This is a genomic window from Neptuniibacter sp. 1_MG-2023 (genome assembly GCF_030547185.1).
GTDB lineage: Bacteria > Pseudomonadota > Gammaproteobacteria > Pseudomonadales > Balneatricaceae > Neptuniibacter.
In genome coordinates this window covers 210,771-224,509 of the sequence record NZ_JAUOQR010000003.1, presented here as the reverse complement: position 1 = coordinate 224,509, position 13,739 = coordinate 210,771, and the positions used below count along the sequence as shown (strand labels likewise).

At 44.6% G+C, this 13,739-nt stretch carries 12 protein-coding genes; 1 reads left to right on the top strand and 11 read right to left on the bottom strand.

The window, feature by feature from the left end; genetic code table 11:
• Positions 1 to 81 precede the first annotated feature (81 nt).
• The 7 genes from Q4492_RS05635 to Q4492_RS05605 all read right to left on the bottom strand — a co-directional run bounded on the left by Q4492_RS05635 (position 82) and on the right by Q4492_RS05605 (position 7,648).
• Positions 82 to 696: an SH3 domain-containing protein gene (locus Q4492_RS05635; protein WP_303416284.1), complete on the bottom strand. Its 615-nt coding sequence runs from the start codon at positions 694 to 696 to the stop codon at positions 82 to 84.
• Positions 697 to 2,973, bottom strand: coding sequence for a DNA topoisomerase IV subunit A (parC, locus tag Q4492_RS05630; RefSeq protein ID WP_303416283.1), 2,277 nt, complete (start codon positions 2,971 to 2,973; stop codon positions 697 to 699).
• Positions 2,974 to 3,091: 118 nt separating this feature from the next.
• Positions 3,092 to 4,984, bottom strand: a complete 1,893-nt coding sequence (gene parE, locus Q4492_RS05625) for a DNA topoisomerase IV subunit B (RefSeq protein ID WP_303416282.1) — start codon at positions 4,982 to 4,984, stop codon at positions 3,092 to 3,094.
• Between the two features lie 86 nt (positions 4,985 to 5,070).
• The gene (locus Q4492_RS05620) at positions 5,071 to 5,682 is read right to left on the bottom strand and encodes a YqiA/YcfP family alpha/beta fold hydrolase (protein ID WP_303416281.1); all 612 of its coding nucleotides are present in this window, start codon (positions 5,680 to 5,682) and stop codon (positions 5,071 to 5,073) included.
• Positions 5,683 to 5,741: 59 nt separating this feature from the next.
• Entirely contained in the window at positions 5,742 to 6,512 is a 771-nt protein-coding gene (locus Q4492_RS05615) for a phosphodiesterase (protein ID WP_303416280.1), read from the bottom strand.
• On the bottom strand, positions 6,505 to 6,948 hold the full coding sequence (locus Q4492_RS05610) for a DUF1249 domain-containing protein (RefSeq protein ID WP_303416279.1): 444 nt from the start codon (positions 6,946 to 6,948) through the stop codon (positions 6,505 to 6,507). Before Q4492_RS05610 ends, Q4492_RS05615 begins: the two co-directional genes overlap by 8 nt.
• A 61-nt stretch (positions 6,949 to 7,009) precedes the next feature.
• Positions 7,010 to 7,648 (bottom strand): NUDIX domain-containing protein, encoded by a 639-nt coding sequence (locus Q4492_RS05605; RefSeq protein WP_303416278.1) that lies wholly within the window; start codon positions 7,646 to 7,648, stop codon positions 7,010 to 7,012.
• A 142-nt stretch (positions 7,649 to 7,790) separates the two neighbouring features.
• On the opposite strand from Q4492_RS05605, the gene Q4492_RS05600 reads away from it, so the two are divergent.
• On the top strand, positions 7,791 to 9,512 hold the full coding sequence (locus Q4492_RS05600; protein ID WP_303416277.1) for a SulP family inorganic anion transporter: 1,722 nt from the start codon (positions 7,791 to 7,793) through the stop codon (positions 9,510 to 9,512).
• Here Q4492_RS05600 and Q4492_RS05595 read toward each other — a convergent pair.
• From Q4492_RS05595 to Q4492_RS05580, 4 genes are all read right to left on the bottom strand, one after another.
• Positions 9,509 to 11,323, bottom strand: coding sequence for a bifunctional diguanylate cyclase/phosphodiesterase (locus tag Q4492_RS05595; RefSeq protein WP_303416276.1), 1,815 nt, complete (start codon positions 11,321 to 11,323; stop codon positions 9,509 to 9,511). The two genes, Q4492_RS05600 and Q4492_RS05595, sit on opposite strands and share 4 nt — an antisense overlap.
• Before the next feature lie 81 nt (positions 11,324 to 11,404).
• Positions 11,405 to 12,271: a deoxyribonuclease IV gene (nfo, locus tag Q4492_RS05590; RefSeq protein WP_303416275.1), complete on the bottom strand. Its 867-nt coding sequence runs from the start codon at positions 12,269 to 12,271 to the stop codon at positions 11,405 to 11,407.
• A 31-nt stretch (positions 12,272 to 12,302) separates the two neighbouring features.
• The gene (locus Q4492_RS05585; protein ID WP_303416274.1) at positions 12,303 to 12,767 is read right to left on the bottom strand and encodes an NADAR family protein; all 465 of its coding nucleotides are present in this window, start codon (positions 12,765 to 12,767) and stop codon (positions 12,303 to 12,305) included.
• Between the two features lie 94 nt (positions 12,768 to 12,861).
• Positions 12,862 to 13,713: a LysR family transcriptional regulator gene (locus Q4492_RS05580; protein WP_303416273.1), complete on the bottom strand. Its 852-nt coding sequence runs from the start codon at positions 13,711 to 13,713 to the stop codon at positions 12,862 to 12,864.
• Positions 13,714 to 13,739 lie beyond the last annotated feature (26 nt).

Here is a 13,739-nt window from a genome sequence, read left to right as displayed (position 1 = left end):
AGCAAGAGCTAACCTAATCGAGGTTAGCTCTTAATCATCTGAACAGGCAATGCAATCAAAGCGGCTTAATTACAATCCATGTCAGTTAACGCTGCAATTATAGTAAGCAACATTCAAGTTTGTTAAATCTAACTGCTGTTTAAGCCCTGCCTTTAAACGTACGGTATCCCCAACGCCACCACGGTCTAACAGGTAGTTTTTCGTCACCGTCGCCTGTACAGGCGTTACACTCTCTCGACCTGGCACAACAAAATCAGCCCAACAGCTAACGGTTATGCGCTCTTGAGAAACGGTTTTACTTTGGACATTAAAACTAACATCCAAATAGCATAGAGAGCCTCCAGTAATCATCGAACGACCCTCACATACAGGCTGTTCTGCCGTAACTTTTATAGCAAACTTAGCCGATTTTCCTGTCTCTGGTGTTAATGTTTGAGGCTGAATATATTTGCTATACACCCAGCCTTTAACATTAGCTTTGTTGGCATTTTGATAAAAAACTTCTGACCAAGCACCCTCTCGGCGGGTTTCCAGCACTAACTGATTTTGCGGCGCTTTGGCAATTACATTCCAAGTATAATCGGGCCCCTGCCTAACATTTAGCGCATCCACCGTAACCACATAAAAGTCCACAGCCAAAGCGCTACTAGCAAACAGGGCAAACCAACAACCTAGAAAAATTTTACACAATCGCACTTATTCCACCGTTTCTACTGGTTCAACTTCTGCGCGCTCAACATCTAAACTATCCACCCGTTGGTAACCCCGTGGAAGCTTATTGCCCCGTCGGCCACGTTCACCACGATAATGCTCAATATCTGAAGGTTTCAGTTTCAGATGTTGTCGACCCGCATGCACGAGTAAGGTGTCATCCGCCGATAAAATAGCAATGGCAACCACCAGCTCCTCTCTGCTTGCTGCTCGTGCAGAAGGAATATTAATAATTTTATTCCCTTTACCTTTCACTAGCTCCGGTAACTCCGCCACAGGGAAGACCAAGAGACGCCCCTCATTGGTCACTGCTGCCAATAGGTTTGAGGTATCACTCACAAGTGTGGGCGCTAAGATCTGAGCATTTTTAGGCAGCGTGAGTGCCGCTTTACCATTTTTAGTTTTACTGGTGAGGTCACTAATCTTAGTGATAAAACCATAACCCGCATCCGATGCCATTAAGACCTTATCGCTGTCTTTACCCGCGATTGCTGCATCAATGGTAGAGCCTTTTGGCAAGGTAATACGGCCAGTAATCGGCTCGCCCTGCCCTCGGGCAGACGGTAGATTATGCGTATCAACCGTAAAACTTCGTCCGGTCGTATCAAACAGAATCGTCGGCAGATTCGTTCGGCCTTTACACTCAAGCTTAAAGGCATCACCGGATTTATAATTTAAACCCGCACCATCAATATCATGGCCTTTTGCCGCACGGACCCACCCCTGTTTCGAGATAACGACTGTCACAGGATCTGAGGTTAGTAGGTCTTTCTCACTGAACGCTTGCGCTTCTTCGCGGGCAACAATCGGTGAGCGGCGATCATCGCCATAGATCTCTGCTGCTTCTTTTAGCTCTTGCTTAATCAGCTTACGCATCTTGCTGTCAGAACCAAGAATGGCTTCCAGCTTTTGACGCTCTTCATCCAGTTCATTTTGCTCAGACTGAATTTTAAACTCTTCCAGCTTAGCCAAATGACGCAATTTCAAATCCAGAATCGCATCCGCTTGAACTTCCGTCAGCCCAAAACGCTTAACCAACTCAGCTTTGGGATGATCTTCGTGACGGATAATGGCGATAACCTCATCAATATTGAGGTAGGCCACCATTAAACCTTCAAGGATATGCAACCGATCCAATACTTTCTCTAATCGGTGTTGTAGACGTTTGCGAACTATATCGGTTCGCCAGCCCAACCACTCAACCAAAATCTGGCGTAGGTTTTTAACTTGCGGTTTACCATCAACACCGATCATGTTCATATTGACACGATAAGTACGCTCTAAATCAGTTGAGGCAAACAGGTGCGCCATCAACTGTTCAACATCCACACGATTAGAGCGAGGAATAATCACAAGACGGGTTGGATTCTCATGATCTGATTCATCACGCAGGTCGCTGACCATCGGCAGTTTTTTCTGCTGCATCTGCGCCGCAATCTGCTCCAGAATTTTAGCCCCAGATACCTGATGGGGTAGTGCAGTGACAACTATTTCACCCTGCTCTTTGTCATAAACTGCACGCATGCGTACAGAGCCACGGCCTGTCTCATAGATCTGTCGAAGATCACGACGCGAGGTGATAATCTCAGCATCCGTTGGCATATCAGGGCCTGGAACAAACTCACAAAGCTCATCAAGGTCTGCACGAGGGTTATCTAACAGGTGAATACAGGCTCGGGTCACTTCATTCAAGTTATGGGGAAGAATGTCAGTCGCCATACCAACAGCAATACCTGTTGTACCATTGAGCAGTACATTAGGTAGGCGGGCCGGTAGAATCATCGGCTCCTGCATTGTGCCATCGAAGTTAGGCGCCCACTCCACTGTTCCTTGCGCCACTTCAGCCAGAAGGACTTCTGCGTAAGGAGACAAACGTGATTCGGTATAACGCATGGCCGCGAATGACTTAGGATCATCCTGTGAACCCCAGTTACCCTGACCATCAACTAAGGGATAGCGATAACTAAACGGCTGTGCCATCAAAACCATCGCTTCATAACACGCAGAGTCGCCATGGGGATGGAATTTACCTAGTACGTCACCCACTGTACGGGCTGATTTTTTATACTTCGCCGTCGCTTTTAAACCCAGCTCCGACATTGCATAAACTATTCGGCGTTGTACAGGTTTCATGCCGTCGCCAATATGAGGTAGCGCACGATCCAGAATGACGTACATGGAGTAATCCAGATACGCTTTTTCTGTAAAGTCTTTAAGTGCTATGCGCTCATGGCCATCTTCGAACGTTGTTTGTACCGTCATATCTACCTGTTACCGCTTATCAATATCTGTTTCATTAATGAGTGAAGGCTTAAAACTGAAACAACCACTGTTTTAAATCACTCCTCTGACAGTCACTATTAAACCTAAATGTGCAGGTTTAAATATCCGCCAAGTTACCTTTACTCTGCAGCCACTCTTTACGATCACCAGAACGCTTCTTAGCCAGCAGCATATCCATCATCTCGTTCGTGCCATCACCTGGAGCCACCGTCAATTGAACTAAACGGCGAGTATCCGGTGACATCGTTGTTTCTCGTAGCTGCAAAGGGTTCATCTCACCCAAGCCTTTAAAGCGCTGTACGCCGATCTTAGCGTTCTTACGCTCCGCACGAATACGCTCCATAATGCCATCACGTTCCGCATCATCTAGCGCGTAATAGACCTCTTTCGCCACATCAATACGATAGAGTGGCGGCATAGCCACAAAAACATGCCCTTCACTAACAAGGTGTTTAAAATGCCTAACAAAAAGCGCACATAGAAGTGTCGCGATGTGCAAACCATCCGAGTCCGCATCCGCTAAAATACAGACCTTACCGTAGCGCAGCCCTTCTAAATCATCCGAGCCCGGTTCCACGCCTATAGCAACCGATATATCGTGAATTTCTTGGGAGCCAAGAACCTCGCTAGGATCAACCTCCCACGAGTTAAGAATCTTACCGCGCAGGGGCATAATGGCCTGAAACTCACGTTCACGGGCTTGCTTTGCAGATCCACCCGCAGAGTCACCCTCCACCAGAAACAGCTCTGACTGCATAGTATCTGCACCCGAACAATCGGCTAATTTACCCGGTAGAGCAGGGCCTTGGGTAACCTTTTTACGGATCACCTTTTTGTTGGAGCGCATACGTTTTTGAGCATTAGCGATGATCACTTCAGCTAACTGCTCACCCTCTTCTACATGGCGGTTAAGCCATAAAGAGAATGCGTCTTTAATCGTACCTGAGATAAAGGCAGCAATTTGACGGGTAGATAGACGCTCTTTTGTCTGCCCCGCAAACTGAGGATCCTGCATTTTCGCAGATAGCACATAACAGCACTTATCCCACACATCATCAGCGGTAAGTTTAACCCCCCGCGGCAGTAAGCTACGGAACTCACAGAACTCACGCATCGCCTCCAAAAGCCCTGTACGCAACCCATTAACATGAGTACCACCTTGAGCCGTAGGAATGAGGTTCACATAGCTTTCGCAGGTCATTTCGCCACCTTCAGGTAGCCACTGCACCGCCCATTCCACAGCGTCCTCCTCACCTTGTAAGGATCCGGAAAACGGCTCCAAAGGCAAAGATTCAAAAACTTGAGTCGTACCTTTTAGGTAATCGATCAAACCATCTTCGTAGTACCACTCCTCTTTCTCGCGTTTAGCGCCAGTAAGATCGGTAAAAGTTACTTTTAACCCTGGGCACAGTACCGCTTTAGCTCGGAGATTATGCTTTAAACGAGAGACACTATATTTAGGTGAATCAAAATATTTAGGGTCCGCAAGGAAGCGAACGGTCGAACCTGTATTACGTTTGCCACAGGTATCAATTACTTCTAACTCAGATACTTTTTCACCATCGGCAAAACCAATTCGATAAACTTGCCCATCGCGGCGCACTTGTACTTCCAACAGTTTTGACAGGGCATTAACAACTGAAACACCTACCCCGTGAAGACCACCGGAATAGTTGTAGTTATCGTTGTTGAATTTACCCCCCGCATGGAGTTTACAAAGAATCAGCTCCACACCACTCACCCCCTCTTCCGGGTGAATATCGACAGGCATACCTCGACCATCATCAGTTACGCTTAATGAGTTGTCCTTATTTAAAACGACATCGATCTGCTTGGCGTGACCAGCTAAAGCTTCATCCACCGAGTTATCGATAACTTCTTGCGCTAGATGATTAGGGCGATCCGTCTCGGTATACATCCCTGGGCGGCGTCTTACCGGATCTAACCCACTTAAGACCTCAATGGAACCAGCATCATATTGCTTGGACATCAATCGTATTTCCTGTTGCTATGCTTGCTATGTATCACTCTAAAGCTCATATAACCAAAACTAAGCTTTACTCACGATGATTAAATTCATACTAACTTAACGTCTGGCAACTCAATCCTCCCTTTAGCAAAAGCTAAAATACTAGGGATCATGTTTTCAAACTGTTCAAAACCGTGGCAACCACCCGCTTGTACAAACTGCGGCGTTTCAGAGAACTTATCCACAGCCTCACGATAATCTAATGTTTCATCCCCAGTCTGAACAAGCAATAGATATGAATCAGGTTTCTTAATCTGTTCACAGTTAAACGCTAACAATTGCGCTAAATGCTGCTCTGTCAGCTCATATTTTTCGCCACTATAAAGGTTTTCATTCGCCCCTAAATACTGGGGTAGTAGCTCAAACGGTCTAATGGAAGGATTAATTAAGACAGTACGAACATGAGCATAATGCTCAGTTAACCATATGCTGTAGTATCCACCCAATGAACTGCCCAATAATATCACCGGCCGCTGCTGATGCTGCTCTACTAAGGATTTTAATGTCGCCATAGCCTCAGCAGGCCAATGCGATAAGGTTGGCACGAGCACTTGATCGGCACAGCCCTTATTTTGCATATACTGCAAAAATAACTGAGCTTTCATCGACTTTGGCGAGCTATTAAAACCATGTACGTAAATAAAGATTGGTTTATTCATTTTCGTCCTCTGAACAAGAACTTACCGGAGGGGAAAGATTGGTGCAATACCCATCTAAATTAGGATCTTAACCGAACCACTTCTGATTGAATCTCGCCATCATCATAAAGCTGGATACGACGGTAAGCAGGCCCCATAAAACGGGGATCGTCTTCTGTAACCGCAGAGACAGAGAATGGTTTAAATTGTGGCGCCGTGGCAGGACAGGCCAACAACTTCACATTGCCCCGCTGCTGCTGAAATTCTTGATGAACATGACCAAAAACAACCCCTTTAACTTGAGAATAGTGCGCTAATAATTCCCACAGTCGATCTTTGTTTGCTAAACCAATTTGATCCATCCATTCACTTTCTACCGACACAGGGTGATGGTGCAATACCACTAAAACATGTTGTTCTGAAGTCAGTATCGCCAGCTGGGTATTTAAAAAATCCAGCTCCTCTGCGGACAACGCCCCTCCTCCTTTACCATCAGGATTGGACGTACTATCCAACAAGATAATGCGCCAATCACCACCTACAATCACTTTCTGGTTATAACCAAGATCAGAAAAACGGGCCATTTCATCCACTAAATCGTGATTCCCCGGAATCCAATGGGCTGGGAACGGCAAACCTTGTAAACATGACGATAAACGATCATAAGCGGGTGGAGCATGATGGGTTAGATCCCCTGTTAATAGGAGGAAATCTGCATTTTCTTGCTCTATTTGATGAATAACTTGCTGAAACCGAGCTTCTACATTAGCTCCCCGCATCAAACAAGAAGGCTCCTGTTGTAGATGCATATCGGTCACTTGCAGCAACCTAATTGGACGATCACTAGCCACTGTATACTGTCTCCATAGAGTGACCATGGCTTAGGCACTCATTTAACCACTCACCTAAATATTCATTGAGCTGAAGCTTTTCATCAGGCAGGTGCATATTACGATTAGGGTAGGGATAGACACCCTCTAACTGTTTTCGGCGTTGCATACAGATCACTTCCGCCATAGAGGCATCATGGTAGAGACGGACAACCAACCCCGGAGATTCCAACCAAGGCGAACACTTTTCATAACGGTGACTCACCAAAACTGTAGATGTGTATTTAAAACGTTCATCAACCCGAAGACGTAGATAGGCCGAATGCTCGGGCCAACTAACTTGGAACTCTCTCTCATCACAACTATCCAGATCAGGCAGAAGCTTCATGAGGCGCACATAGTTAGCTTCACATTGCGACATCTGCCTTGTTAGATCTGGAATATATTTACGCTTCATACATCTCAACTATCGTATTTAAATTGACACAAGCCTCATTGGACTAGAACACGGTTGTAACTTAATTAGACCAACGTTGATCTAATTCTGCTTTATTTAGCTGCAACCACTGTAATGCGATCATTGCCGGTGCGTTATTAATCTTACCACTCTTCACTAATTCAAACGCTTTATCAACCGGGATCTTATGTACCTTTATATCTTCACCTTCATGGGGAAGACCATGAATTCCTTCTACATCCCTCGAATCCACACTAGCACAAAGCAGATCAATATACTCACGCGTACCCCCAGAGCTTGGGACAAAACGGCTAATACTCACCACCTCTCCCAGCTGAGCTCCAGCCTCCTCCTCAGACTCGCGCCGCGCCACATCTTCTGCGCTTTCACCCTGTTCAACAATCCCAGCCACCAGCTCTAACAACCAAGGCCCCTCTGGATTATCAAAAACCCCTACACGAAACTGCTCGACTAACACGACCACCTGTTGGTTCGCATCATAAAGTAAAACACAAACAGCATCGTCACGATAAAACAACTCCCGCTGGATACTAATCGAATCACCAGCAAATGTTTTATGGGTCAGATGAAGCTTCAGCATTTTAAAAAAACCATCGTAAAGTGATTCTTGCTTATCAATGCTGAAATCTTTTTGCTGATAGGTTGGCTCCCAACCCTGCGAAGTAAAATCTTCAGACATATATTGATCCCCGTTACGACCCACAGAAAAATTCACTATAGCAATCACTAGCCTTATGGCTAGATCAAGCTATATAATTACTTGATATATGCTTATTCTTTATTGGCATACCAATTCTAACCGCTGTCACTGAGATTATAAGATGCGACTTTGGGTCGAAGTTTTTCCAATTCTAGGCTGGTTAAAAAATTATCAACGCCAAACTTTTATCAGCGACTTAATGGCTGGCGTGATTGTAGCTATATTATTAATTCCCCAGTCTATGGCCTACGCCATCCTTGCCGGGCTTCCACCAGAATACGGTCTTTATGCTAGCATTTTACCTTTGTTTATCTATTCCCTATTGGGCAGTAGCCGCTCCCTTGCTGTAGGACCGGTCGCTATCGCCTCACTTATGGTAAACACCTCAGTTAGCCAAATAGCCCCACAAGGTGGTGCGGAGTATCTAAATGCCGCTATAAACTTATCCCTATTAGTGGGATTGATCCTTCTATTTCTACGCTGCATAAGGCTGGGCGGTATTGTAAATTTCATCAGTCATTCAGTGCTGACAGGCTTCACTAGTGCAGCCGCTATTATTATCGCATTAAGCCAAGTTAAGCATATTTTAGGGCTAGACTTAGCCCGCGCCGAACGTATAGACCAAAGCCTTGTCGATATTAGCACTCACTTAACTGACACCAATGTAGCAACAGCCTTACTCTCCTTAGTTGCTTTTATTATTTTGTGGTACTGCAAAAATACACTCTGCAAGCAGCTGATTAAACTTAAATGCCCACAAGCGCTGGCCGAGCCGATTAGCAAAGCGGGCCCTATGTTTGCGCTACTCATGGGTTCAATCGTCGTTTGGTATTTTCACCTTGATCAAGCATCAGCGGTGAAAACCGTAGGTATGATTCCACAGGGACTACCCCACTTCCAAGCCATTCATATTGATATAGAGCTATGGAAACAGTTGATTACACCCGCCCTGCTGATTGCCTTAATTGGATTCTTAGAAAGCGTATCTGTCGGCACCGCTCTTGCCAGTAAAAAACAGGAACGGATCAACCCCAATAAAGAGTTAGTGGCGATTGGTATGGCGAATATTGGTTCTGCATTCAGCGGCACCTACCCTGTGGCAGGTGGATTTGGACGCTCTATGGTCAACTATAGCGCAGGAGCCCAAACGACTATCGCTTCAGCAATTAGCGCTATATTAGTAGCAATAACTGTGGCGTTTTTTACCCCACTATTTTACTACCTACCTAAAGCTGTACTCGGAGCTATAATCGTAATGGCTGTGATTCCACTTATTAATATTGCCGCATTTAAAGAGTGCTGGCAGTTTAATAAAGCGGACGCCTTAACCTTAGCTGCCACCTTCTTCTTAGTTCTGTTTACTGGAGTTGAAGTTGGCATTTTATCGGGCATTGCGATCTCCATCGCCCTGCTTATTTACCGATCGAGCCAGCCCCATATTGCCATTGTAGGCCGTGTAGGTAACAGCGAACATTTTAGAAATATTAACCGACACGATGTCACTACAGACAGCAGCACACTAGCGCTACGTGTAGATGAAAGCCTCTACTTCGCTAATACACGCTTTGTTGAAGAGTTTATTTTGCAACAATGCGCAGACAACAAAAGCATCAAACATGTCATTATCATCTGCACTGCGGTGAATTTTATTGATGCCAGCGCACTAGAAACCTTAGAGAACTTAATTATTAACCTTCGCGATGAAGGGGTCAGATTACACGTGGCTGAGGTAAAAGGGCCTGTTATGGATCAGCTAAACAGTACCCATTTTATTAAACGGTTATCGCCTGGAAACATCTATTTTACAACCGACCAAGCGATGCGCGAGATTGCAGGCATTTAGATACCACATGATGCAACCGGTAACTTTTTAAGATCGCCGCCGGTAGAGCGGCGTTGGGAAACAAATAAAGTACTATCCACCCCCCGTTTTGCCTCTTTTTTAGCCATAGCCGCCAATTCAGCAACCTCATGATAGCTGTCGCATTTATAAGGGTCTGGATGCACAACTCCGATAGCTAAACCCAACAATGGAAAGAAAGAGCGCACACCTTTTCGATCAGTGGACCAGATCCCTTCAGTCTGAAGATCTTTAGGTAGATAAAGCCCTCTTACCTCTTGATCAAACTCCCTAATAATACGTTCACAGCTTAATTGCCAATCCGGTGCGCGGAAAATCACAACAAAATCATCGCCACCTACATGTCCAATAAAGTTCTTATCGCTATTAATAAAACGGGTGAGCAGGTCGCCCAATAAGCGGATCACTTGGTCACCTTTCGAATAACCATAGCAATCATTAAAGGGTTTAAAGTTATTGAGATCAAAATAAGCAACATGGAAATCTGCGGTGCTTTTTAGCAGAGAATCCACCTCATTATTAATCGGCACATTCCCAGGTAATAACGTTAAAGGATTCGCATACTGAGCATTTTGGATCTTCAAAGCGGTTAAACGCTTCAATAGATCACGAAGATTCCCCATACCTAAGTAACAATCACTTTCAGTAATAATAATATCTTGCTGCAAGGCACTACTTTCCTGATCTGTCACTAAGCGCGAGACTTCCACTAAACTTAATTGGCTATCAACAAGCAGAACATCTTCACTCAAAATACGTGAGGCCGGCTTTTTCTCATATAACGCACGGCCATACTGGGTAGAAAACAGCTCCAATAGATCAGATTTTTTCACTACACCTAAAGGGATACCATCCCTTATAACAGGCAGCGCACCGACTTCTGGGTGTAATCTAAATTGCTCACTAACAAAGAGCACTGTATCTTCTGGCGCAACTGCTGGAGTTTGACGTAAAAGAGAGATCGCTGTTTCGTCTTGAGCCATATTAACCATGACTTCACTACAAATCGGATCGCTAATACCCTCAGCACTCCATGTAGGTTGAGGCTCTGGACTGGGGTAACCTAGATAAAAACCTTGGCCTATATTAATACCTAACTCCATTAGGGTTGCGACCTCTTCCTTGCGTTCTATCCCTTCGGCAATAACCTTACAGCCCGTTGCGGTGCTTATATTATAAATAGCCCGCACAAACTCACGTTTAACCGGATCAGTATCAATATGAGAGACAAAGTGACGATCGATTTTTACATATTCAGGATTGAGCTCAGACCAAAGCTTTAACCCAGAGTAACCGGTGCCTAAATCATCTACAGCAACCTGAAACCCCATATTGCGGTAGTACTCAACCGCATTATGTGTCAGCCCTTGCTTATCAAACGGATGTTGTTCTGACAGCTCAATAACAATATCTGCAATAGATATACCGAGCTCCTGTAACAACTCAGAGGTAAATCCTTCTGTGTGCTCAGGCGTTCCCAATAAGGAGGCACTAATATTCAGAAACAGCTTGCCACCCGGCTTTAACTTAGCAAAATGCTCTAAGGAGCAACGCCGAGACAGCAGCTCTAAGGTATGTAAGAGGTTATTTTCAATTGCTGTTTGAAAAAGAGCGCCGGGGGAGGCCATTGCGCTGCCGGAAGGGCCTCGTATTAAAGCCTCATGCCCAATAACTTCGCTTTTTTTCAAATCAACAATCGGCTGAAAGTGTGGATATAGAGACTCTGTCTCTAAAATCTCTAACAACAGCTTACGACGCATCTCTGCGCCTACTTCATCAGTTGCACGTAACATAGGTTAATCAATCACACTATTTAAGGTAGTGCGTAGGCTAACGTCCCTATATTACATTTGAGTGAAAATGTTTAATTCCCTTTACACCGAAACCCCAGCGGCAAACTGCCTTAGCATCTGAATCTCAGCTTCCCAGATTGTTTCATCAATGGTTTCAAGAACTAGCGGAATCCCTCTAAACCGGTCATCAGACATGATAAATTTAAACACCTCTAAACCGATTTCACCTTGGCCAAGACTGTGATGGCGATCAAGATGGGAGTTTAATCCACCTTTAGAATCATTCAGGTGCATCCCTTTAAGGTATTCAAAGCCCACAACTTTTGCGAACTGATCAAATACCTCAGCACAACTTTCTAAGGTGAGAATATCGTAACCTGCGGCGAACATGTGGCAAGTATCGATACAGACACCTATACGTGATTTATCCTCAACCTGAGCGATGATTTCAGCTAGCTGTTCAAAGCTATAACCTAAATTACTGCCCTGACCTGCCGTGTTTTCTATAACCGCAGTGACCCCTTGAGTTTGTGCTAGCGCCCAATTAATAGAATCGGCAATTCTACTAATGCACTCGGACTCTGAAAGTGTACGAAGATGACTACCTGGGTGAAAGTTAAGATAAATCAGCCCCAACTGTTCACAACGGTGAATCTCATCCAAAAACGCCTCACGGGATTTTTGTAAAGCTTCCGCCTCTGGATGACCTAAATTAATTAAATAGGAATCATGGGGAAGGATCTGCTCAGGAAAAATATTGAGTGCTGCGCAGTTCTCCTTAAAAGCCTTAATAGCTTTCTCTTCTAGTGGTTTAGAAACCCACCGCCGCTGATTTTTGGTAAAGAACGCAAACGCATTAGCAGCAATCTTTTTCGCATTAAGCGGTGCATTTTGCACACCACCCGAGGCGCTCACATGAGCACCAATATAATAAGGCTGTTGATTCATTTAGGATAATACTCAATAAAACTATGCAAGATTACTTAAGCTCTTCTCGAAGCTTATCCCTAATATCCATCAGCATTTTGCCAAAAGCATTATTTGCACGCATATCACGCCCACTACCCCAGAAATAGTCATACTGACTCACATCGGCAATATCAATCTCACCTGTATTCAATAAAATTTGAGCCACCTCAGGATAAGTACGGCATTTTATGTAAGTGCCACGGGTCATAAAGATCAATTTAACTTTATCCCAATCCTTACGCTTTTGATGTTTTTTACTTTTACCCAATGCAGCCGCATCTTTTGGGGTAGGCGCCAGACGAATCTGCTCAACATAATCCATATCAGCAAACTTCATCGCTTGATAATAATGCTCTACCGACGGCCACTCATGACCATCCAGCTCAAAGCTATACTTAGCGTATGAGGCCAACGGATGCTCGGGGTCGGTCCTTGTTAACGTAAAGAGTTTTTTCTCTTTTTTGCCAAAAAACATGCGGGTTCCTAATCTCCAAGAGTCATCAAAAGATAGTATATAAACCGCCCTTAGAAAGGCAGCATTAAATTTATAAGCAAAATACGATAGCCCCTTAAATAGACCAACTTGAGAAAGTTTTCGCGTTCTCTAAAAGGAGCTTTTTAGCCTGATCAAAAACCTCTGGCAAAGCGATATTCTTGTGATAAACAAGATAAATGGGATATGTGAATTCCGTAGCACCGCGGACCTTAGTTAATTGCTGGCTTTGTAAATATCGATCAACCACCCGCGTCCTAAAATATCCATTCCCGCCTTTAGCTAATAGGTATTTTAGTGCCATAGGGCCAAGGGAAAACTGCATAGCTGAGCGGCGATTAAAAGGCACACAACGATCAAATTGCAGGGAAAACTCCTCACCCCAATCAATAAAAAGATCAGGTGTTGAACATGTCGTCGACGCAACATGTATCAACTTTTCTTCAGCCACCTGTTCGATAACCAACCCCGGCAAGTAGCGAGGACTATGGACAATAATCGCCTCAACCTCTTGCTTTTGCAGAGCTTGATACAGCATATCAGTTGTTGTCACTCGGCTGTTGATAACTAAATTAGGCAAGTCCTCATTCAAGGCGATAATCCAATCACTTAAGATTGGATTCCATAGGCTTATCTCCCCTCCCACATTTAACCTTTGCTGGGTTTGATACTCCCCATGTCCACAGATCTGCTTAGCTTGCTCCCAAGCCTCAATCATATTTTTCGCCTGCTTAACAAAAGCTTCACCATGTGGGGTGAGCTTTGCACCGGCTCGGTTCCGAATAAACAGCTTATAATTCAGCGCAGCTTCTAATGCTTGTACACGTGCAGTCACAGTTGTTTGGGTAACATGTAATCGCTCTGCCGCACGCGCAAATGTCCCTGCGTGAATAATCTCTAAAAAAGTTCTAGCTTGATCAATTTCCATTTCTACTGATTTTAAATGCAATATTA

Excerpts from the sequence above, each read along its gene's own strand:
- Q4492_RS05600 (WP_303416277.1), top strand. The coding sequence starts at position 7,791 with ATGCGACTTTGGGTCGAAGTTTTTCCAATTCTAGGCTGGTTAAAAAAT.
- parE (WP_303416282.1), bottom strand. The coding sequence starts at position 4,984 with ATGTCCAAGCAATATGATGCTGGTTCCATTGAGGTCTTAAGTGGGTTA.
- parC (WP_303416283.1), bottom strand. The coding sequence starts at position 2,973 with ATGACGGTACAAACAACGTTCGAAGATGGCCATGAGCGCATAGCACTT.
- Q4492_RS05620 (WP_303416281.1), bottom strand. The coding sequence starts at position 5,682 with ATGAATAAACCAATCTTTATTTACGTACATGGTTTTAATAGCTCGCCA.
- Q4492_RS05610 (WP_303416279.1), bottom strand. The coding sequence starts at position 6,948 with ATGAAGCGTAAATATATTCCAGATCTAACAAGGCAGATGTCGCAATGT.
- Q4492_RS05605 (WP_303416278.1), bottom strand. The coding sequence starts at position 7,648 with ATGTCTGAAGATTTTACTTCGCAGGGTTGGGAGCCAACCTATCAGCAA.
- Q4492_RS05595 (WP_303416276.1), bottom strand. The coding sequence starts at position 11,323 with ATGTTACGTGCAACTGATGAAGTAGGCGCAGAGATGCGTCGTAAGCTG.
- Q4492_RS05580 (WP_303416273.1), bottom strand. The coding sequence starts at position 13,713 with ATGGAAATTGATCAAGCTAGAACTTTTTTAGAGATTATTCACGCAGGG.
- nfo (WP_303416275.1), bottom strand. The coding sequence starts at position 12,271 with ATGAATCAACAGCCTTATTATATTGGTGCTCATGTGAGCGCCTCGGGT.
- Q4492_RS05585 (WP_303416274.1), bottom strand. The coding sequence starts at position 12,767 with ATGTTTTTTGGCAAAAAAGAGAAAAAACTCTTTACGTTAACAAGGACC.